At 66.5% G+C, this 21,193-nt stretch carries 20 protein-coding genes; 14 read left to right on the forward strand and 6 right to left on the reverse strand.

The genetic code is table 11. From position 1 onward, the window contains the following. The first annotated feature begins 46 nt into the window (after window positions 1-46). The gene (locus AM586_RS13285) at window positions 47-856 is read left to right on the forward strand and encodes a DUF6851 domain-containing protein (protein ID WP_162600547.1); all 810 of its coding nucleotides are present in this window, start codon (window positions 47-49) and stop codon (window positions 854-856) included. Here AM586_RS13285 and rsmA read toward each other — a convergent pair. Genes rsmA through AM586_RS13305 form a run of 4 tightly spaced genes read right to left on the reverse strand, consistent with a single transcriptional unit; the run spans window position 851 to window position 6,420 of the window. Continuing rightward, the gene (gene rsmA / locus AM586_RS13290; RefSeq protein WP_047826787.1) at window positions 851-1,630 is read right to left on the reverse strand and encodes a 16S rRNA (adenine(1518)-N(6)/adenine(1519)-N(6))-dimethyltransferase RsmA; all 780 of its coding nucleotides are present in this window, start codon (window positions 1,628-1,630) and stop codon (window positions 851-853) included. The two genes, AM586_RS13285 and rsmA, sit on opposite strands and share 6 nt — an antisense overlap. A gap of 7 nt (window positions 1,631-1,637) precedes the next feature. Next, a complete protein-coding gene (gene pdxA / locus AM586_RS13295) occupies window positions 1,638-2,681 on the reverse strand; it encodes a 4-hydroxythreonine-4-phosphate dehydrogenase PdxA (protein ID WP_047826786.1) in 1,044 nt (347 codons plus the stop codon). Window positions 2,682-2,684: 3 nt separating this feature from the next. Further along, a complete protein-coding gene (locus tag AM586_RS13300; RefSeq protein WP_047826785.1) occupies window positions 2,685-4,088 on the reverse strand; it encodes a peptidylprolyl isomerase in 1,404 nt (467 codons plus the stop codon). Between the two features lie 52 nt (window positions 4,089-4,140). Further along, a complete protein-coding gene (locus AM586_RS13305) occupies window positions 4,141-6,420 on the reverse strand; it encodes an LPS-assembly protein LptD (protein WP_047826784.1) in 2,280 nt (759 codons plus the stop codon). Window positions 6,421-6,515: 95 nt separating this feature from the next. Between AM586_RS13305 and AM586_RS13310 the strand changes: the two genes are divergently transcribed. The 4 genes from AM586_RS13310 to AM586_RS13325 are packed head-to-tail and all read left to right on the forward strand — an operon-like array spanning window position 6,516 to window position 10,804. Further along, window positions 6,516-7,574 carry an aminoglycoside phosphotransferase family protein gene (locus AM586_RS13310; RefSeq protein WP_109370473.1) on the forward strand — a complete coding sequence of 353 codons (1,059 nt, stop codon included), beginning with the start codon at window positions 6,516-6,518 and terminating at the stop codon, window positions 7,572-7,574. 16 nt (window positions 7,575-7,590) lie between these two features. After that, window positions 7,591-8,313 (forward strand): N-acetylmuramate alpha-1-phosphate uridylyltransferase MurU, encoded by a 723-nt coding sequence (gene murU / locus AM586_RS13315; RefSeq protein ID WP_047826783.1) that lies wholly within the window; start codon window positions 7,591-7,593, stop codon window positions 8,311-8,313. Continuing rightward, window positions 8,310-9,644, forward strand: a complete 1,335-nt coding sequence (pepP, locus tag AM586_RS13320; RefSeq protein WP_047826782.1) for a Xaa-Pro aminopeptidase — start codon at window positions 8,310-8,312, stop codon at window positions 9,642-9,644. Before murU ends, pepP begins: the two co-directional genes overlap by 4 nt. Next, complete coding sequence (locus AM586_RS13325) at window positions 9,641-10,804, forward strand: UbiH/UbiF/VisC/COQ6 family ubiquinone biosynthesis hydroxylase (RefSeq protein ID WP_047826781.1); 1,164 nt, start codon at window positions 9,641-9,643, stop codon at window positions 10,802-10,804. The genes pepP and AM586_RS13325 overlap by 4 nt, the downstream gene beginning before the upstream one ends. An 8-nt stretch (window positions 10,805-10,812) precedes the next feature. On the opposite strand, the gene AM586_RS13330 is transcribed toward AM586_RS13325, so the two are convergent. Beyond that, complete coding sequence (locus AM586_RS13330; protein WP_047826780.1) at window positions 10,813-11,727, reverse strand: LysR family transcriptional regulator; 915 nt, start codon at window positions 11,725-11,727, stop codon at window positions 10,813-10,815. Between the two features lie 107 nt (window positions 11,728-11,834). Between AM586_RS13330 and AM586_RS13335 the strand changes: the two genes are divergently transcribed. Further along, on the forward strand, window positions 11,835-12,254 hold the full coding sequence (locus tag AM586_RS13335) for a type II secretion system protein (protein ID WP_052234489.1): 420 nt from the start codon (window positions 11,835-11,837) through the stop codon (window positions 12,252-12,254). A gap of 308 nt (window positions 12,255-12,562) precedes the next feature. After that, entirely contained in the window at window positions 12,563-13,348 is a 786-nt protein-coding gene (locus AM586_RS13340; RefSeq protein WP_047826779.1) for a hypothetical protein, read from the forward strand. 194 nt (window positions 13,349-13,542) lie between these two features. On the opposite strand, the gene AM586_RS13345 is transcribed toward AM586_RS13340, so the two are convergent. Further along, window positions 13,543-13,758: a DUF4019 domain-containing protein gene (locus AM586_RS13345; protein ID WP_156328279.1), complete on the reverse strand. Its 216-nt coding sequence runs from the start codon at window positions 13,756-13,758 to the stop codon at window positions 13,543-13,545. A gap of 110 nt (window positions 13,759-13,868) precedes the next feature. Between AM586_RS13345 and AM586_RS13350 the strand changes: the two genes are divergently transcribed. The 7 genes from AM586_RS13350 to AM586_RS13380 all read left to right on the forward strand — a co-directional run bounded on the left by AM586_RS13350 (window position 13,869) and on the right by AM586_RS13380 (window position 21,190). Beyond that, window positions 13,869-14,729, forward strand: coding sequence for a MaoC family dehydratase N-terminal domain-containing protein (locus tag AM586_RS13350; protein ID WP_047826778.1), 861 nt, complete (start codon window positions 13,869-13,871; stop codon window positions 14,727-14,729). A 27-nt stretch (window positions 14,730-14,756) separates the two neighbouring features. Continuing rightward, entirely contained in the window at window positions 14,757-15,920 is a 1,164-nt protein-coding gene (locus tag AM586_RS13355) for an acyl-CoA dehydrogenase family protein (RefSeq protein WP_047826777.1), read from the forward strand. Window positions 15,921-15,943: 23 nt separating this feature from the next. Continuing rightward, window positions 15,944-17,122 (forward strand): CaiB/BaiF CoA-transferase family protein, encoded by a 1,179-nt coding sequence (locus AM586_RS13360; RefSeq protein WP_047826776.1) that lies wholly within the window; start codon window positions 15,944-15,946, stop codon window positions 17,120-17,122. 144 nt (window positions 17,123-17,266) lie between these two features. Then, entirely contained in the window at window positions 17,267-18,634 is a 1,368-nt protein-coding gene (locus AM586_RS13365) for an MmgE/PrpD family protein (protein WP_047826775.1), read from the forward strand. A gap of 3 nt (window positions 18,635-18,637) precedes the next feature. After that, entirely contained in the window at window positions 18,638-19,438 is an 801-nt protein-coding gene (locus tag AM586_RS13370; protein WP_047826774.1) for a CoA ester lyase, read from the forward strand. Between the two features lie 37 nt (window positions 19,439-19,475). Next, a complete protein-coding gene (locus AM586_RS13375; protein ID WP_047826773.1) occupies window positions 19,476-20,471 on the forward strand; it encodes a TRAP transporter substrate-binding protein in 996 nt (331 codons plus the stop codon). An 8-nt stretch (window positions 20,472-20,479) separates the two neighbouring features. Continuing rightward, window positions 20,480-21,190, forward strand: a complete 711-nt coding sequence (locus tag AM586_RS13380) for a class I SAM-dependent methyltransferase (RefSeq protein WP_197416515.1) — start codon at window positions 20,480-20,482, stop codon at window positions 21,188-21,190. The last annotated feature ends 3 nt before the right edge of the window (window positions 21,191-21,193 follow it).

Here is a 21,193-nt window from a genome sequence, read left to right on the forward strand (position 1 = left end):
CGCCTGTGCTCGCCATACTCGACGGCGGCACACATGCGGAGGCGGAATGAGGCGGGAGAACTTTCTAAAACTGGATTCCGGTGCGGCGACCGGCGTGGCCGGCACGGTCCTCGGCTGGAACCGGCTGGCCCTGCAGGCGCTCCGCAGGGCGCAGCCCAGCCCGCCGATGGCGGCGCGTGCGCTTGCGCTGCTGCACACCTACATGTACAACGCCTGGGCGGCCTACGACGACGATGCGCGCCAGACCGTCCACGGGGTGGCGGTGCGGCTGCCCCGCGCCGAACGCAGCGCGGCCAGCAAGGCCAGCGCCATGAGCCACGCGGCCCACCACTTGCTGGCTGGCCGCTTGCCGGCGCAGCAAGCCATCTTCGATGCGTGGATGCGCGGGCTGGACCTGGACCCGGCGGCGCCGGGCGATGCCTTGACGCCGACCGGCATCGGCCGCGCCCAGGCCCTTGCCATGCTCGACTTCTGCCGCCGCAGCGGCCCCGGCCGGCAGGGCGGCCTGCTTGCCGAACGCCTGGCCGGCGCCGCGGCCGCGGCGCCGCAAGACCTGCCGCCGGTGGTCGAGCCGGCGCCCGGCCGCTGGTGCCTGCCGGCCCACCTGCTGTCCGAACACGACGGCTACAGCGACGACCAGGACGTGCGCCTGTTCTTCGCGCTCGCCAATGCGCTGGCCGATGCCGCCACGCTCACGCTGCAGGGGAGCGTCGGCGCGGCCGCAGTCGAAGTGATCAGGCGATTTTCCGGCGACAGCCGCTTCAGGGCCGCCGATTCGGCAGGCCAGGAACTGGGGAGGAAGGCCGGCGCGCACGCCTTCGAGCGCGCGCGCCGCTACTGGGAAGGCGCCTTATGAAACCGGCTTGAGGATGTTGGACAGGGCCACGTACTGCTCCAGCCCGACCGCTTCCGGGCGCGCGCCCGGATCGATGCCGGCATCGACCAGCTGCTGCTCGGTGAACATGCCGGCCACGCAGTTCTTGATGACCTTGCGCCGTTGCGAAAAGGCCTTGGCCACCACCGCTTCGAGCGTGGCGGCATCGGCCGGCAGTTGCCGCTTGGTCGGCGCCATGCGCACGATCGCCGACTCCACCTGCGGCGGCGGATCGAAGGCGGTGGGCGGCACCACGAACAGCATCGCCATGTCGTAACGCCATTGCAGCATCACGGACAGGCGGCTGTAGGCCTTGGTGCCGGGCTCGGCCACCATGCGCTCCACCACTTCCTTCTGCAGCATGAAGTGCTGGTCCTCGATCAGGTGGGCATACTCGGCCAGGTGGAACAGCAGCGGGCTCGAGATGTTGTACGGCAGGTTGCCGACCACGCGCAGCTTCTTTCCTTCCGGGACCGGGATCGATCCAAAATCGAATTTCAGGGCGTCGCCGGAGTGGATCGTCAGGCGTTCGCGCGGCCAGGCTTTTTCCAGGCGCGCCACCAGGTCGCGGTCCAGTTCGACCACGTGCATGTGGTCGAGTTCCTTCAGCAGCAGCGAGGTCATCGCCGCCAGGCCGGGGCCGATCTCGACCATGGTGTCGCCTTTGCGGGGACCGATCGCGTCGATGATGTTATAGAGGACTTGGTCGTCGGTCAGGAAGTTCTGGCCGAAGCGCTTGCGGGCTACGTGTTTCATAAGATTCTTAGTGTGTTGCTTGGGCGCGCACCATGGACAGGGCGACGCGGATCGCCTCCTCCATGCTGCCGCAATCGGCGAGGCCCAGGCCCTGGGCGGCCAGGTCCAGCGCCGTGCCGTGGTCGACCGAAGTGCGGATCAGTGGCAGGCCCAGCGTGATGTTGACGCCGCGCCCGAAGGTGGCGTGCTTGAGCACCGGCAGGCCCTGGTCGTGGTACATGGCCAGCACCGCGTCGGCATCCTGCAGGTACTTCGGCTGGAACAGGGTATCGGCCGGATACGGGCCGCGGGCGTCGATGCCGCGTGCGCGCGCGGCCTCCAGCGCCGGCGTGATCACGTCGATCTCCTCGCGCCCCAGGTAGCCGTTCTCGCCGGCGTGCGGATTCAGGCCGGTGACCAGGATCCGTGGCGCAGCGATGCCGAACTTGCCGCGCAAATCGGCGTGCAGGATGTCCAGCACCTGGTCCAGGGTCTCGCGCGTGAGCGCGGCCGGCACGTCTTTCAAGGGAAGGTGGGTGGTGGCCAGCGCCACCCGCAGGTAGGCTTGATCCTTACCCGGCGAGCCGGCCAGCATCATCACCACCTTCGGCGTGCCGGTCTTCTCGGCCAGGTATTCTGTATGGCCGGAAAAGGCGATGCCGGCGTCGTTGATGGTGCTCTTCTGCAGCGGCGCGGTGACGATCGCGTCGAACCAGCCCGCCTGCACGCCCTCGACGGCCAGGTCGAGCGTGGCCAGCACCGCGCGCCCGTTATTCGCGTCGAGCTGGCCCGGCACCACGTGGGCGTCGAGCGGCACGTCGATCACCGGGATCGTCGTCGGCCCGAAATGCGGCACCCCGCTATGCCGCACCGCCATCGTGGACAGCGCCGACAGACGGATGGCCGGATCGATCAGGCTGGCCGTCAGCGAAAGGAAGGCGGCATCGCCGACCAGCACGCAGCGCACCTGCTCGCGCAGGGCCCAGGCGGCGCGGATCGCGATTTCCGGACCGATCCCGGCCGGCTCGCCGACCGTGACCGCCAGCGTGGGACGTGGGCCCGGGCTCGTCATGGCTTACTTGTCCTCTCGGAACTCGACGTAGGCGCGGTCGCGGATCTGGCGGGTCCAGTCTTCCAGCGCTTCCTGGCGCTTGCGTTCGGTCAGCACCTGGCGGGCCGTCGCGCGCTCCTTGTCCTTCGAGGTGTCCTGGCTCTTGCGCTCGACCACCTGGATGATGTGCATGCCGAACGGGGTCTTGACCGGGTCCGAGATCTGGCCCGGCTGCAGCGACTTCATCGCGCTCTCGAATTCGGCCGGGACGTCGCCGCTTTCGATCCAGCCCATGTCGCCGCCCTTCGAGGCGAAGCTGTCCTGCGAATTCTGGCGCGCCAGGTCTTCGAAGGTGGCCTGCTTGCTCTCGATCTTGGCCTTGAAGTCGAGCAGCTTCTTGCGGTCTTCTTCCTCGGTCTGGGTCGGGCTCAGCTTCAGCATGATGTGGCGGGCGTGGGTCTGCTGCACCGCGGCCTGCTCCTGCTGCTGTTGCTGGGCTTCCGGCTTGCGCTCGTTGGCCAGTTTCAGGATCAGGAAGCCGAAGTTGGTGCGCAGCACCGGCGTGACCTGGCCCGGCTTCAGCTTGCGCAGCTCGCTGGCGAAGGTCTGCGGCAGGCGGTCCGGATCGCGCCAGCCGATCGCGCCGCCCTGCAGGGCATCCGGGGCGTCCGAATAGGTGGCGGCCATCTTGGCGAAATCGGCGCCGGTGCGCAGCTGGCGCGCGACTTCTTCGGCGCGCGCCTTGCGCGCGGCGATCTGCTCGGGCGAAGCGTTTTCCGGGATGCGCACCAGGATCTGCGCGATGTCCATCTCGACGCGGTCGGCGGCGGCGGCCTTCTCGGCGGCCAGGTAGGTGTCGATCTCCGCGTCCGACACCTGGATCTTGGCGTCGACTTCGTGGTCGATCAGGCGCTGCATGACGATCTCGTTGCGGATCTGCTCGCGGAACTGGGCGAAGGTCATGCCCTCCTTCTCCATCTGGTTGCGCATCTCCTGCACGCTCATCTTCTGGGATTCGGCGATGCGGCCGATGGCGCGGTCGAGCTCGAGATCCGAGACGCGGATGCCGTATTCCTTGCCGAGCTGGAGCTGGGCGCGTTCGGCGATCATGGCCTCGACCACCTGGCGGCGCAGGTCTTCCGGATCGGGCAATTGCGCATTCTGGGCGCGCAGGCGCGCGGTAATCTCGGCCACGCGGTTGTCGACTTCGCGCCGGGTGATGACTTCATCGTTGACGATGACATACACGGAATCGATGACCTTGGCGCTGCTCGCCGCCGGCGGCAGAAAGCCCGTGCTCGGCTTCGCCGCGGCGGGCGCTGCGGCGGGGGCGGCCGGCTTTGCAGCCTGGGCCAGAACATCACCGGCTGCGATGGCGCACAGCAGCACTGCGGCCAGCTTGACTTGATGCAAACGGGTAGTACGCATATTCAGGGAAGCACTCATTTCAGGGGTTTCTAGTTGTCCAAGGCCCGGTCGCTCAAGGGCGGCCGATGTTGGTATTCAGCCGGGTGTAGCCCGGGATGCTCTTGTTAAAGGATTCCAGCGGATTGCCGAAGCCAAGGCGCGACAGGCCATTGAGCTCGAGCTGGAAGAAGATCGGCGTCGAGGTCGTCTGCAGCGCGGTCACGAAGCGCTGCGCGCCCAGCCGGAACACCCAGCAGTCCGCCTTGTACTCGAGCCCGATGAGGCTCTCGAGCAGCTTGCGGTCGCGCGTCGAGTAGCTGACCCGTCCCACGCCATACCAGCGCCGCGACAGCGGCCACTGGCCCGACATGTCGACGTTCCGGAAACCGCTGGCAACGCCCAGGGTGTCACGCTGGAAACGGTACTCGAGGTTCAGCACCTTCATCGGCGCCGGATTCCATTGCACACCATAGTTCTGGCTGTACAGGCTGCGGCTCTGCGCATCGTATTGTACGCCGCTGTCGAAGCTCCAGGACTCGGAAATGCGGCCGGAGGCGGCCAGCAGGGCGTCCGAGCGGGTCACGTTCAGGGTCTCTGCATTGTTCAGGCGCACGCGCGGGTCGCTGAAGTAGTAGCGGCTGCCCACCACCATGCGCAGGCGCTCCACCCCGCTCGACTCGATGAAGCGCGACACCACCGCCGCCGTCAGCTGGTTGGCGTCCGAGACCTTGTCGGCGCCGACGAAGCGGTTTTCCGTGAACAGCTGGGCGTAGTTGAAACCGGCCACCGCGGTGTCGAAGTTCGGCACCGCGCTCTGGTCCCGGAATGGCGTGCGCACGTAGAACAGGCGCGGCTCCATGGTCTGGGTCGAGCCTTCGCCGAACAGCGAGGTCGGGCGCTCGAAGATCAGGCCGGTGTCCAGCGAGGCCGTCGGCAGCACGCGCGAAATATTGTTGCGCGGGTCCTTGGTGGCCGGATCGACATTGTTCTCGAGGGCGTACTGGGTCGCGTGCAGGGTCAGCTTGGGCGTGACGAACCAGCCCGGGCGCACCACGGGATAGCTGACCTGGGTCACCAGGTTGGCGCGGTTGCCCTGCACCAGGGTGCCGTCCGGATGCGAGAAGCGCACCAGTTCGGCGTCCGCCGACCAGTCGAAGCCGCCCAGCACATCGAAGCGGCCGGCATGGAAATTAATCTGCGGCAGGCGGTCATACGGACGCGGCACCGTCAGCGCCGCCGCGTTCGGATTGTTCGGGTCGCGCGAGGCCGGATCCTGCAGCACCTGGTAGCTCTGGGCGCGCACGTTCAGGCTCCAGTAATGGCCCGAGTAATCGGTGCGCAGCTCGCGCAGCAGCTGGCGCTCGGCGCTGGCGGCCACCGTGCGCGAAAAGTCGGACGGGTATTCGTCGTCGGACGCGGCGTGCGCGTTCCAGCCGAAGGACCAGCCCGGCGCCAGCACCTGGTTGTGCAGGGTGTCGACCCACCAGCGGTCGCGGTGCGCGACGCGGTCGTTCGGCAGCATCTCGATGTGGGTCTCGCCGCTGTACGGGCCGCGCGAGGTCTCGCCCAGGTAGCGTCCGGTGGCGCCCATCTGCAGGCCGCGGTTGAAGATATAGCGCGGGTACAGCGTCAGGTCGCGGTTCGGCGCGATGTTGACGTAGTACGGCACCATGATCTCGGCCGCGCCCTTGGAGCCGGTGCCGATCGAGGGAGGCAGCCAGCCCGAGCGGCGCGCGCCGGACAGCGAGAACGACAGCGCCGGGGTGCCGAGGATGGGCACGTCCTTGAAATAAATGATGGTCTTGCCGGCGGTGCCGACGTCGCGGCCGCTGTCCAGGTTCAGGGTGCTGGACTTCAGGTACCAGTCCGGATCCGGGCCCTCGCAGGTGCTGTAGGTGCCGTCGACCACCACGGCCTGGTTTTCCCCCAGGAAATCGATGCGTGCAGCCTTGCCCTGGGCGTTATTCGTCTGTAAATGGTAGGTCGGGTTCAGCACCCAGCCCTTGCCGGTTTCCAGGTTCAGCTGCAGCGCGTCGCCCTTGTAGCGGTCGCCGAAGCGCCACATCGAGATGTGGCCCTGGGCTGTCACCTCGTCTTCCACCTGCCGGAAGCAGGCGGTGTCCGCGGTGATGCCGGTGGCGCCGCGCGTGACTTCGACGTTGCGATACATGTTCAGCTCGCGGTCGGGACGACCGGTGAACTCCTCGGCGCGCATGGTCGTCGGCTGGTCGTCGTCGCCGCGCGAAGCCGCCGGCGCAGTCTGCGCATACAGCGGTCCCGTGGCCACGGCGACAAGGGCGGACAAGGCAGCGGCGCGCCGCGGCGGGAATGGGAGGGCCGTAATCCAGCTCATGAAAGATCGCGTTGCACCATAGAGGGCGATTTTTTGGATTGAATCCCTTATTATATGGGAATTCCTATCACCAACCGGATTCACCGGGACGCTTCATGTCTTCTCTGTCTCAACACTCTCCCACACCCGCCGACAAGGACGCCCGGCTGGCCCAGCTGACCGCATGGCTGGGCACCCTGGACCTGGTCGACGTCGGGAGCCTGCGCCCTGCTTCGGCCGATGCCAGCTTCCGCCGCTACTTCCGGCTGGATGTTGTGCCGGCGCTACGCGCCAAGCTGGGCGACACCCTGGTCGCCATGGATGCCCCGCCCGAGCGCGAGAACGTGCCGGCCTTCATCCACGTCGACGGCCTGCTGTTCGATGCCGGCGTGACCGTGCCCGCCATCGTCGCCCGCAAGGTCGAAGACGGCTTCCTGCTGCTGTCCGACCTCGGCACCACGACCTACCTGCAGCGCCTGGATGTCGACAACGCGGCCTTCATGTACTCGGACGCGATCGACGCCCTGCTCAAGTTCCAGCTCGCCAGCCAGCCCGGCGTGCTGCCGGAATTCGACCGCGCCTTCGTGCTGCGCGAGATGAGCCTGTTCCCGGAATGGTTCATCGGCCGCCACCTGGGCATCGAGATGACCGACATCCAGAAGGCCCAGCTCGATAAAGTGTTCGAGGCGATCACCGCCAACGTGCTGTCCCAGCAGCAGGTGTTCATGCACCGCGATTTCCACTCCCGTAACCTGATGTTCCTCGACCAGGGCAACCCGGGCGTGCTGGACTTCCAGGACGCCGTGTTCGGCCCCATCACCTACGACCTGGGCTCGCTGATGCGCGACGCCTATATCCAGTGGGACGAGGAATTCGTGCTCGACTGGGTAGTGCGCTACTGGCAAAGCGCGAAGCAGGTCGGGCTGCCGGTCAATCCGGACATCGACGCCTTCTACCGCGACTTCGAATACATGGCCCTGCAGCGCCACCTGAAGATCCTCGGCATCTTCTGCCGCCTGAACTACCGCGACGGCAAGCCGCACTACCTGGGCGACCTGCCGACCGTGATGGACTACGTGCGCAAGACCGCCAACCGCTATACCGAACTCAAACCGCTGCTGCGCCTCCTCGATTCCTTCGAGGACAAGGCGCCGCAAGTCGGCTACACCTTCTGATTCCCGGACCGAACGCATGAAAGCCATGATCTTCGCCGCCGGCCGCGGCGAGCGGATGCGTCCGCTGACGGACAGCTGCCCGAAACCCCTGCTGAAGGTGCGCGGCCGCCCGCTCATCACCTACCACGTGGTCAATTTGGTCCGCGCCGGCATCAGGGACATCGTCATCAACCACTCCCACCTCGGCCACATGATCGAGGAGGAGCTCGGTGACGGCAGCCGCTACGGCGCACGCATCGTGTACTCCCACGAGCCGACGCCGCTGGAAACCGCCGGCGGCATCGCCAACGCCCTGCACCTGCTGGGCGACGAACCCTTCCTGGCCGTGTCGGGCGACATTTACGCACCCTACTTCGACTTCGAACAGGCGCTGGACGCGCTGCCGGACCTCGATGCCGTCGGCCAGCCGATCCCCCCGGAGAAACGCGATATCGCCTGGCTGTACCTGACGCCGAACCCCTGGCACAACCCGGAGGGCGACTTCGGCCTGACCATGTACACGCTGTCGAACGAAGGTTCGCCCAAGTGGAACTTCGCCGGCATCGGCGTCTACCGTCCTGAAATGTTCGACGGCATCAAGGCCGGCGAGTTCCTGAAATTCGGCCCGCTCATGCGCAAGTTCATCGATGAGAAACGGGTCGGCGGGGAGATCTACGATGGCGAATGGGTCAACGTCGGCACCATGCGCCAGCTGGAAGAACTCAACGCCCCCTACACCGCAAGAGCGAAGAAACCATGACGAATCATGCAGCACGCCGTGCGCGCCTGGCCGCGCAGATGCTGCCGGGCGCGGTGGCCGTGCTGCCCACCGCGCCGGAAGTCCTGCGCAACGGCGACAGCGACTATCCCTACCGGCACGACAGCTATTTCTATTACCTGAGCGGCTACACGGAGCCGGAGAGCGTGCTGGTGCTGGTCGCCGGGACCAAGGACCGGCCCGCGCGTTCGATCCTGTTCTGCCGCGAGAAGAACCTCGAGCGCGAAATCTGGGACGGCTACCGCCATGGCCCCGAAGCCGCGCGTGCAGCCTTCGGAATGGACGAAGCCTGGCCGATTTCCGAACTCGATACCCGCCTGCCCGACCTGCTGGCCGATGCGCCGGCGCTGTACTACGCCACCGCCTCCAGCGCCGCCCTGGACGCGCAGGTGCAAGGCTGGATCAAGGCGGTGCGGGCTCGCTCGCGCAGCGGCGTCAGCGCGCCGGCCGCCCTGCACGACCTGCTGCCGCTGCTGGACGAGATGCGCCTCATCAAGGACGCGGACGAACAGGCGACTATGCTGCGCGCCGGCCAGATTTCGGGCGACGCCCACGCACGCGCGATGCGCGCCGCCCGCCCCGGCCTGCACGAATACGCGCTGGAAGCGGAGCTGCTGTACGCATTCCGCCGCAATGGCGCGCAGTTCCCGGCCTACACGCCGATCGTCGCTTCCGGCCCGAACGCCTGCGTCCTGCACTACAACGTCAACGACCGCCTGATGCAGGACGGCGACCTGGTGCTGATCGACGCCGGCTGCGAGCTCGATGGCTACGCCGCGGACATCACCCGCACCTTTCCGGTGAACGGCCGTTTCACGCCCGCCCAGCGGCGCCTGTATGAGCTGGTGCTGGCGGCCCAGGACGCGGCCTTCGCGGCGATCGCACCGGGCCGTCCCTACAGCGCCTTCCACGAAGCGGCCCTGCGCGTGCTGGTGCAAGGCATGCTGGACCTCGGCCTGATCGCGGCCGGCAGCTTCGCCAGCGTGGACGAGGCCATCGCCGCCAAAGCCCATGTCCCCTTCTACATGCACGGCACCGGCCACTGGCTGGGCATGGACGTGCACGACGTCGGCGCCTACCGCGACCTCACGCATCCCGACAAGCCCTCGCGGCCCCTGCGTCCGGGCATGGCAGTGACGGTGGAACCGGGCATCTACGTGCGCCCGGCGGAAGGCGTGCCGGAGGAATACTGGCACATCGGCATCCGCATCGAGGACGACGTCATCGTCACCGAAGACGGCTACCGTATCCTGACTTCGTCTGCACCGAAGTCTGTGGATGAGATCGAAGCATTGGTTGGAAAGGGAATATGAGCGATATCGAGACGACTGGCGAATCGATCGACGCCGACGTCGCCATCTGCGGCGCCGGCCCGGTCGGCATGGCGCTGGCGGCCCTGCTGGCGCGGCGCGGCGTAGCGGGCAATCGCATCGTCCTCATCGACGGCAAGTCGCTGGGCCAGGCGATCTCGGATCCGCGCTCGATCGCGCTGGCCTGGGGCAGCCGCCTGCTGCTGGAAGAGGTGGGAGCGTGGCCGCTGCCTGCGACTGCCATCCACCAGATCCACGTCTCGCGCCGCGGCCACCTGGGCCGCAGCCTGATGGACCGCGACGAGCACGATCTCGACGCCTTGGGCTATGTGGCGCGCTACGGCGACGTGGTCGACGCCCTCGCGCGCGTCTGCGAGCGCGCCGGCGTGCAGGTGCTGCGTCCGCTGCGCGTGAGCGGCATCGACGAGCACGCGGATGGCGTGCAGCTGCGGCTGGACGACGGCCGCACGCTGCAGGCGAAGGTGGCGGTGCAGGCCGAAGGCGGCGTGTTCGGCGAACAGACGGACAAGACCACTACCCGCGACTACGGCCAGACCGCCGTGATCGCGCGCGTTGCGGCCGACGCACCGATCGCGCACCGCGCCTTCGAGCGCTTTACGGACGAGGGCCCGCTGGCCCTGCTGCCGCAGGATGGCGCGGATGGCCACCAGTACGCGCTGGTCTGGTGCGTGCGCCCCGAGCGCGCCCAGCACCTGCTGGACCTGGGCGAGAGTGAATTCCTGCGCGAGCTGGGCGAGGCTTTCGGCGAGCGCCTCGGCCGCTTTACGCGCACCTCGGCGCGCGTGGCCTTCCCGCTCGGCCTGAACGCCGACCCGCGCGCCACCGCCCGCACGGTCGCCATCGGCAATGCGGCCCAGACCCTGCACCCGGTGGCCGGCCAGGGCCTGAACCTGGGCCTGCGCGACGCCGCCGTGCTGGCGCGCCTGCTCGCGCGCGAGATGGCGCCGGCCGCGCTGGAGCGTTTCAGGAGCGAGCGCGAAGGCGACCGCGGCATGGTGATCCGCGCCACCGATACGATGGCGCGCGCGTTTGCCGGCAAGGGGCCGCAGCAAGCGCTGTTCGGACTGGGACTGGCAGCCCTGGACACGCTGAAACCGGCGCGCACGCTGCTGGCCGAGCTGATGATGTTCGGCCGGCGCTGAGGACCTCGTTAGACGCCCTGGCTGCCTGGCTGCCTGGCTGATTCAGAGCGGATCAACTCGACCAGCTCCTGCGCATAGGCCGGCAGCCTTTCCAGTTCCTGCACCAGCACGCTGCGTTCGCGCACCGCCCACAAATCCGTCAGCTCCACCAGCGCCAGCCGCATGCTGCGGCTGTGGCGCAGCGCCGCCGACTGCGGCAGGATGCCGATCCCGACGTCCGCTTCCACCATCCGGCACATCGCATCGAAGCCGCGCACCTGGATCCGCAGCTGCAGGCGGTGGCCGCTGTCGACCACGACCTTGTTCAGGAAATGCTGCAGGGTGCTGCCCTCGTGCAGGCCGATGTGCGGATAGTCCAGGGTCTCGGCAAAACTGATGCTGCCCGCCCTGGCCAGCGGATGATCGACGGCGGTGGCCAGCACCAGCCGGTCGGTCGAGAAGTTGATGATCTCCAGGCCCTGGCCCTGCACCGGCCCGGCCGCGATGCCGATATCGGCCGTGCCTTCCTGCACGCCGCGCACGATGTCGTGGTTGAGCCGCTCTTCCAGCGCCACGTTCACGTGCGGGTGGGACGCCAGGAACAGGCCCAGCACCTGCGGCATGAATTCGGTGACGGCGGTGGTGTTCGCGAAGATGCGGATATGGCCCTTGATGCCATTGTTGTACTGCTGCATCTCGCTCTTCAGGCGCTCGACCTGCTGCATGAACTGCTGGGCATGCGCCAGCAGGGTCTCGCCGGCCGGCGACAGCAGCACGCCCTTGTTCTCGCGGTACAGCAGGCGCATGCCGAAGCGCGACTCCAGTTCCTTCATCCGGTTGCTGGCGGCCGCCAGCGACAGGTGCATGCGCTCGGCGGCGCGGGTCAGGCTCTTCGTTTCCGCAACCAGGATGAAGAGGCGCAGGTCGGTCAGGTCAAACAGCATGGGGGATTCCTTGTCTCATGCAGGGATTCTAGCCCAGCCAGGCGCGCGCCTGCCAATTCGATAGTTGCATAAAATGCATCAACATGAAGGCAGATAGGAGCGAGGTCATGCACATGCCGACACGCCAGCGCGGTTTCACGCTGCTGGAGACCACCGCCGTGATCGCGATCGTCGGCACGCTGTCGGCCGTCGCCTTGCCGCGGTATGCCGACCTGATGCGCAGCGCGCGCGTCGCCAAGATGGAGCTCGCGCGCGACGCCGTGAGCAAGTCGGCGCAGCTGTATCACATGAAGTGGATGCTGGCCGGCTCGCCGGCGGCGCCGACCGTGCTCGACCAGGTGCAGATGAACGGGGCCGGCTATCCGACCGCGGCCGGGATCCTCGTCGCCGCGGGGATTTCGGAGAGCTACGATACGCGCGTGGCGGGAGTGATTGCCGTGGATGCGCGGCATCCGGGGTGCAGCCTGACGTATGTGGGCGAGATGGGAACCAGTGTCATCAACTATGCTGATGATGCGAACTGCTGAGTTGCGATCGATAGCAGTTACCCGGGCGGCCGCTCAGCTAAACACTTTAATCAGGCCAACAACAAGCGCCCGAAGCGGACCTTGTCGAGCGCTGACACGAGGTAGCCGCCAATCCCGCTACGACCCAAAGTGTTTCTACCAAATTAACCTCAGAGCAATAATAGTTGCGATTTATGCTGTCGAAAAAATTTACATAATGCACTTTTGAATGACATAGAGAAATAATAAGTTCATGATTTGCAAGTGTAATTTACCCTTGGCATGATTTCTGCTCTTAACTGCCATGTCAATATTACCTTGGAGTATTCATGAAAAACCTCATCAAGACCATGCTCGCTGCCATTGCCCTGCTCAACGGCGCCGGCGCATACGCCGGAGTCATCAGCGACACGGGTACTGGTGCTTACTGGGGTGGCGATTCGCACGGCTATGGCGATGTGATCGGCGACAGCACCTACTACATTCATGGCGCCACCATCACCCGCGCCGGAGACGTGCTGACGATTGGAATTACCACTAACTTCGCGGGCCATGCCGGCATTGATGCCGCGCTGACCTCAGGCGGTATCGGTTATGGTGACGTGTTCCTGGCCCCGGCTTGGACGCCCTACGGCAGCGATGCCAACCATATCAGCGACAACGCCAGCAATGGCACCCGTTGGTCGTATGGCTTCAGCCTCGACAACCGCTACAGTAATACCGGAGGCAGCTTTAAACTCTACCAGCTCAACGGCCCGACCAACAGCGCCGACATCAGGATGAGCGAATCGTTCATGAGCTGCGGCCTGGGCAGCGCCTGCTACTACCGCGATGGCCAGGCGACGGCGGTAGACACCGGTTCCGGGAGCGCGGTGGACACCGGCGTGGTCGGCACCTGGACAGTAACGCCCGACGAGGCGCTGGAATTCAAGATCGCGGTGTCGTCGACGGACCTGCTGAACTATTCGTCCATCGCCATGCACTGGGGCGAGACCTGCCAGAACGACGTAATCGAAGGACAGGTCAACATGGTGCCGGCGCCGGGCCCGCTGTCGCTGATGGCCCTGGGGCTGGTTGCACTAGGTGCGACTCGGCGCCGCGTGCGACGCAGTTGATTTTTTGTCGCCAGCAAGTTTCCGGTCGTGGAGGCGGCGTAGCAAGTGAAGAACTGGTCGTGTTCAGCATGCGTCGCTCTACCCCGATATCAGCGTCGCCATATATCTCAGAGTCGTGCGGACCTTGGAAATCGCAATGCAAGAGCCAGCACGGCTGATACCCATGTGGCCCAACTGAAACGCAAAGACAGTTCTTACTTCACGAAATAACCAGGCACCTTCCAGCTACCATCTTGATCGCGCACGCCGACGACCGTCTCCACTGCGTGCTCCTTACGCTCGAACTGAGTGTCGTAGCGTCTCGCGACGTATTCATCATCGGATGCACCAGGCAGTGCATGCTCCGACATTGCCAGCCAGCGATCGGCGGTGCCGACCGCATTTCCTGCAGCGTCAAGTACCAGCTCCACATTAACCGAGCCTTCACCAAAACCGTAGCCCCCCTTCCAAAAGCAGCGATTGTGTCTTTCTGCTACCAGGTCCAGACTGGGCGTTCGTCAACCAAGGGGCCTGTTCCACCATGACTTCCGAAGCTTTCGATGAAACCCTGCTCCAGCAGTGGGTCGGCAGGACCGAGACCGTGGGCGCGCGCGTCAACGCCGTCACCGCCAACGCCATGGCCGCCACCCTCGATCGCCCGGACCATTTCGGCGCGGGCGCCGGCCTGCCGCCGCTCTGGCACTGGGCCTATTTCTGGCACGCCGCGCCGCAGGCCGAGCTCGGCCCCGATGGCCACCCGCAGCGCGGCGGCTTCCTGCCGCCGGTGCCGCTGCCGCGCCGCATGTGGGCCGGCGGCCGCCTCACGTTCAATCAGCCTTTGACAGTCGAAGGCGAAGCCACCCGCAGCTCGCAAGTGAAAAGCGTGGGCGCCAAGCAGGGGACGACCGGACCGCTGGTGTTCGTCACCGTGCGCCACGAGCTGGCGCAGGACGGCGCGGTCTGCGTCACCGAGGAGCACGACATCGTCTACCGCGAGATGCCGCAGCCGGGCGCGCCCGCCCCTGCGTCGAAGATGGCGCCGGCGGAATCCGCCTGGGAGCGCAGCATCACGCCCGATCCGGTGCTGCTGTTCCGCTACTCGGCGCTGACCTTCAACGGCCACCGCATCCATTACGACCGCAGCTATGTCACCGAAGTCGAAGGCTACCCCGGCCTGATCGTGCACGGTCCGCTGATCGCGACCCTGCTGGTCGACCTCCTGCAGCGCAACATGCCGCAGGCGCGCATCGCCTCCTTCTCCTTCCGCGCCGTCGGCCCGCTGTTCGACATCGAGCCGTTCACGGTCTGCGGCACGCCCGATCCCGACGGACGCACGGTGCGCCTGTGGGCCAGGAACATCCGCGGCGAACTCGCGATGCAGGCCGAGGCCGTGCTGGGCTGAGCCCATCTAATTAGAACTGGAGACACCATGTCGATTCAACAGAACCACGATTACCAGGACATCCGCGAAGCGGTGCGCGCCCTGTGCGCTGAATTCCCTTCCGAGTATTTCCGCAAGGTCGACGAGGCGCGCGCCTATCCGGAAGAATTCGTCACCGCGCTGACCCAGGCCGGCTGGCTGGCGGCATTGATCCCCGAGGAGTATGGCGGTTCGGGCCTGGGCCTGACCGAGGCGTCGGTGATCATGGAAGAGATCAACCGCGCCGGCGGCAATTCGGGCGCCTGCCACGGCCAGATGTACAACATGGGCACCCTGCTGCGCCACGGCTCGAAGCAGCAGAAGGAGCTGTACCTGCCGAAGATCGCCAGCGGCGAGCTGCGCCTGCAGTCGATGGCCGTGACCGAGCCGACCACCGGCACCGACACCACCAAGATCAAGACCACCGCCGTGCGCAAGGGCGACAAGTACGTGATCAACGGCCAGAAGGTGTGGATCTCGCGCATCCAGCACTCCGACCTGATGATCCTGCTGGCCCGCACCACCCCGCTGTCGGAAGTGAAGAAGAAGTCGGAAGGCATGTCGATCTTCGTGGTCGACCTGCGCGAGGCGATCGGCAAGGGCCTGTCGGTGCAGCCGATCCTGAACATGGTCAACCACGAGACCAACGAGCTGTTCTTCGAAAACCTGGAAATCCCGGCCGAGAACCTGATCGGCGAAGAAGGCAAGGGTTTCAAATACATCCTCGACGGCCTGAACGCCGAGCGCACCCTGATTGCCGCCGAGTGCATCGGCGACGGCTACTGGTTCATCGACAAGGTCACCAAATACGTGAACGAGCGCGAAGTGTTCGGCCGTCCGATCGGCCAGAACCAGGGCGTGCAGTTCCCGATCGCCAAGGCCTATGTGAACATCGAAGCGGCCAACCTGATGCGCTACAAGGCCTGCGCCCTGTTCGACGCCCACCAGGCCTGCGGCGCCGAAGCGAACATGGCCAAGATGCTGGCCGCCGACGCCTCCTGGGAAGCGGCCAACGCCTGCCTGCAGTTCCACGGCGGCTTCGGCTTCGCCGCAGAGTACGACGTCGAGCGCAAGTTCCGCGAGACCCGCCTGTACCAGGTGGCGCCGATCTCGACCAACCTGATCCTCGCCTACATCGGCGAGCACGTGCTCGGCATGCCGCGTTCGTTCTGAGGAGACCGTTCATGAATCCCTCCATGCGCCCACTCGACGGCATCACCGTCGTCACCCTCGAACACGCGATCGCCGCACCCTTCTGCACGCGCCAGCTGGCCGACCTCGGCGCCCGCGTCATCAAGGTCGAGCGCCCCGGCGTGGGCGACTTCGCGCGCGCCTATGACACCCGCGCGCGCGGCCTGGCTTCGCACTTCGTCTGGACCAACCGCTCCAAGGAAAGCCTGACGCTCGACGTCAAGCACGAGGAAGCCCACGCCATCCTCGACAAGCTGCTGGAAAGCGCCGACGTGCTGGTGCAGAACCTGGCGCCCGGCGCGGCGGCCCGTCTCGGCCTGTCCTGGGAGGCGCTGTCCGAGCGCTTCCCGCGCCTGATCGTGTGCGACATCTCCGGCTACGGCGACAACGGTCCCTACCGCGACAAGAAAGCCTACGACCTGCTGATCCAGAGCGAATCCGGCTTCCTGTCGATTACCGGCACCCCGGACGAGCCGGCCAAGGCAGGCTGCTCGATCGCCGACATCTCGGCCGGGATGTACGCCTATTCGAACATCCTGGCGGCGCTGATCCAGCGCGGCCGCACCGGCAAGGGCAGCCACATCGAAGTCGCCATGCTGGAGTCCATGATGGAGTGGATGAGCTACCCGCTGTACTACGCGATGGACGGCGCTTCGCCGCCGCCGCGCGCCGGCGCCGCCCACGCCACCATCTATCCCTACGGTCCCTTCCCGGCCGGCGATGGCCGCGTGATCATGCTGGGCCTGCAGAACGAGCGCGAATGGGCGCTGTTCTGCTCGAAGGTGCTGCAAAAGCCGGAACTGGCAACCGATCCGCGCTTCAACTCGAACGCCGCGCGCACGGTCGCGCGCGAGGAACTGCGCGCCATCATCGTCGACGTGTTCTCGACCCTGACGGCCGAGCAGGTGATCGAGCGCCTGGAAGCGGCGCCGATCGCGAATGCGCACGTGAACACCATGCACGACATGTGGGAACACCCGCAGCTGAAGGCGCGCGACCGCTGGCTCGAAGTGGCGACCCCCGCCGGCCCCCTGCCCGCCCTGAAACCGCCCGGCGTGCCCGAGGAGTGGAATGCGCGCATGGACCCGATCCCTGCGCTGGGGGCGCATACCGATGCTATCCTGGCCGAGCTGGGTTACGACGAAGGGCGCATCGGGGCGTTGCGGGAACAGCAGGCAATCTAAAACAACGTCGTTCCCGCGCAGGAAAAACGTCATTCCGCGAAGGCGGGAATCCAGGTTCGTGGTGACGCGTAAAACTTGGGTCCCCACCTGCGCGGGGACGACGGGAAATGCGCGGGAACGACGACATATACAGGAGACGCTTCAATGAATAACGATCACCCTAGTCAGGTCCTGGCCACCTTCGCCGCCACCCTGCGTTTCGAAGACATCCCTGACACCGTGATGCGGCGCGCCGAAGACCTCTTTCTCGACTGGTTCGGCTCGGCCCTGGCCGGCAAGACTGGCCGTCCGGTCCAGGCCATCGAATCCTTCGCCCGCCAGATGGGCCCGCAGGACGGTCCCAGCGAAGTGCTGATCTCGCGCCGCCGCACCACGCCGCTGTTCGCGGCGATGGTCAACGCCGCGTCCTCCCACTTCGCCGAACAGGACGACGTCCACAACGGCTCGGTGTTCCACCCGGCTGCCGTGGTGTTCCCGGCCGCGCTGGCCGTCGCCCAGTCGATCGGGGCCAGCGGCCGCGACCTCTTGAGCGCCTCCGTGGCCGGCTACGAGGTCGGGATCCGGGTCGGCGAGTTCCTGGGCCGCTCGCACTACAAGATTTTCCACACCACCGGCACCGCCGGCACGCTGGCCGCCGCCGCCGCGGTCGGCCACCTGCTGCGCCTGAATCCGGAACAGATGCTGCACGCCTTCGGCTCGGCCGGCACCCAGGCCGCCGGCCTGTGGGAGTTCCTGCGCGACGCCGCCGATTCCAAGCAGCTGCACACGGCCCATGCGGCCGCCGGCGGCTTGACCGCGGCCTACCTGGCGCAGGAAGGCTTTACGGGCGCGCGCCGCATCCTCGAAGGCGCACAGGGCATGGCCGCCGGCATGTCGCGCGACGCCGATCCGGCCAAGCTGACCGCCGGCCTGGGACAGCGCTGGACCCTGGCCGAAACCTCGTTCAAGTTCCACGCTTCCTGCCGCCACACCCATCCGGCAGCCGACGCGCTGCTGCAGGTCGTGCAGGCGCATGGCCTGCGGCCGGACGACGTCGCGCATGTGACGGCGCGCGTGCACCAGGGCGCGATCGACGTGCTCGGGCCGGTCGTCGATCCGCGCACGGTGCACCAGGCGAAATTCTCGATGGGCACGGTGCTGGGCCTGATCGCCGAATTCGGCAACGCCGGCCTGCAGGAATTCGAAAGCTTCTACAACGATCCGCGCATCGCGGCCTTCCGGGGCAAGGTCGAGATGGTGCTGGACGAGGAAGTCGACCAGGCCTATCCGGCGCGCTGGATCGGCAAGGTGAGCGTGCAGACCCGTGACGGCCGTACGCTGGAAGGCCGGGTCGACGAGCCGAAGGGCGATCCGGGCAATACCCTGTCGCGCGAAGAACTCGAAAGCAAGGCCCTGCGCCTGGCCGAGTTCGCCGATGCCGCCAGCCCGGCCGAGATGCGCGACGCGTTTGCCCGCATCTGGGCGCTGGCCGATGCCGAACGGGTCGGCATCCTGCTCGCCAAACAGGCCTGAGCCATGGTGGCGCGCTCCTACCTGTTCGTGCCCGGCAACCGGCCCGAACGCTTCGACAAGGCCTGCGCCGCCGGCGCCGACGCGGTGATCGTCGACCTCGAGGACGCCGTGCCGCTCGCCGACAAGGCGGCCGCACGCGAGGCGCTGGCCGCCTGGCTGTCGCCCCGGCAGCCGGTGCTGGTGCGCGTCAACGGCTTCGATACCGAATGGTTCGAGGATGACCTCGCCCTGTGCGCCCGTCCCGGCGTGGCCGGCATCGTGCTGCCCAAGGCCGAACACGAAGCCGCCATCGCCAGGCTCGCCGCCGCCGGCGCCCCCGCCATCCTGCCCCTGATCGAATCGGGCCTGGGACTGTGGAACGCCGCCGCCCTGGCGCGCCTTCCGCGCGTCGAGCGGCTGGTGTTCGGCTCCATCGATTTCAGTTTCGACATGGGCATCCAGGAAGGCCACGAAACCCTGCTCTACGCGCGCTCCCAGCTGGTGCTGGCCTCGCGCGTGGCCGGCATCGCGGCCCCGGTGGATGGCGTGACCACCACCTTCGACGAAGCCGATCGCGTGCACGCTGACACATTGCGCGCCCGCGCACTCGGCTTTGGCGGTAAATTATGCATTCATCCCAAACAGGTCGCTCCAGTGCATGAAGCCTTCGCACCGACGGCGGAACAAGTGGCCTGGGCCGGACGTGTAGTCGCCGCGGCCGAGGCGGCGCAAGGGGGCGCGGTGGCCCTCGACGGCAAGATGGTCGACCGACCAGTCATTCTCATCGCACAGCAAATGCTCGAAGAAGCAAAGCGACGCAAGTAACAAGGCAGTTCCACCTTAAACCACAAAGGAGACAACAATGAAATTCAAGATCATGCACGCGGTACTCGCCGCCGCCGCCTTCGCCAGCACGGGCGCGTACGCCCAGGCGCCCATCGTCATCAAGTTCAGCCACGTGGTCGCCAACGACACGCCGAAGGGCAAGGGCGCGCTGCGCTTCAAGGAACTGGCGGAAAAGGCCACCAACGGCCGGGTGAAGGTCGAGGTCTATCCGAACAGCACGCTGTACAAGGACAAGGAAGAGATGGAAGCACTGCAGCTGGGCTCGGTCCAGATGCTGGCCCCGTCCCTGGCCAAGTTCGGCCCGCTGGGCGTGAAGGAATTCGAAGCCTTCGACATGCCCTTCATCTTCCCGGACAAGGAGGCGCTGTACCGCGTCACCACCGGCCCGCTGGGCAAGTGGTTCTTCGCCAAGCTTGAGCCGAAGGGCGTCAAGGGCCTGGCCTACTGGGATAACGGCTTCAAGGACATGACCGCCAACAAGCCGTTGCACACCCCGGCCGACTTCCGCGGCCTCAAGATGCGCATCCAGAGCTCGAAGGTGCTGGACGCCCAGTTCCGCGCGCTCGGCGCCAACCCGCAGGTGATGGCCTTCTCCGAGGTCTACCAGGCGATGCAGACCGGTGTCGTGGACGGTAACGAGAACACCCCGTCGAACATCTACACCCAGAAGATGCACGAGGTGCAGAAAGACATGACGATTTCCAACCACGGCTATATCGGCTACGCGGTGATCGTCAACAAGAAGTTCTGGGACGGCCTGCCGGCTGACATCCGCACCAAGCTGGAAGGCGCGATGGCGGAAGCGACCAAGTACACCAACGATATCGCCCAGGAAGAAAACGACAAGGCGGTCGCAGCGATCAAGGCGACCGGCAAGACCACGGTCTACACCCTGACGCCGGCCGAGCGCGAAACCTGGCGCAAGGCGATGGCGCCGGTGTACAAGCAGATGGAAAGCCGCGTCGGCAAGGAAACCCTGGACGCGATGGAAAAAGCGACCCACGGAAAATGATGACGCCGATGCGCTTGCGTGACGCCGACGGCGGCCCCGTGCTGGACGAACGGGTGCTGCTCGACGCATTGCCGCTGGCGTCGACGCCGGCGCGGGCGCTGGAACTGGGGTGCGGCACCGCACGCCAGACCCGGCTGCTCGCCGCCGGCGGCAGGTTCTCTTCCATCCTCGCGCTGGAGGTCGACCGCCGCCAGCACGAGAAGAACCTGGGCATCGACGACCTGCCCGGCGTGCAGTTCGCGCTGGGTGGGGCGCAGGAGATTCCGGCGCCCGATGCCAGCGTGGATGCGGTGTTCCTGTTCAAGTCCCTGCACCACGTGCCCGTCGACCTGCTGGGCCAGGCCTTCGAGGAAATGCACCGGGTGCTGGCTCCCGGCGGCCTGGTCTACGTCTCGGAACCGGTATTCGGCGGCGACTACAACGAGATCCTGCGCCTGTTCCACGACGAGGAGCGGGTGCGCGAGGCCGCCTTCGAGGCGACCCGCAAGGCGGTCGACGCCGGACTGTTCGAGCTGGTGTCGCAGACCTTCTTCCTGTCGCCGGTCCGCTACAAGAGCTTTGCCGACTTCGAGCAGAAGGTGATCCAGGTGACGCATACCGAGCACCGCCTGTCGCCCGAGCTGCTCGAGCGGGTGCGGGCGAAGTTCGAGTCGCACCTGGGCGAAGACGGCGCCCGTTTCCTGGCGCCGTTCCGGGTCGACCTGCTGCGCAAGGCCTGAAGC

Origin of the sequence: Massilia sp. WG5 (assembly GCF_001412595.2) — a bacterium.
Classification (GTDB): domain Bacteria; phylum Pseudomonadota; class Gammaproteobacteria; order Burkholderiales; family Burkholderiaceae_D; genus Telluria.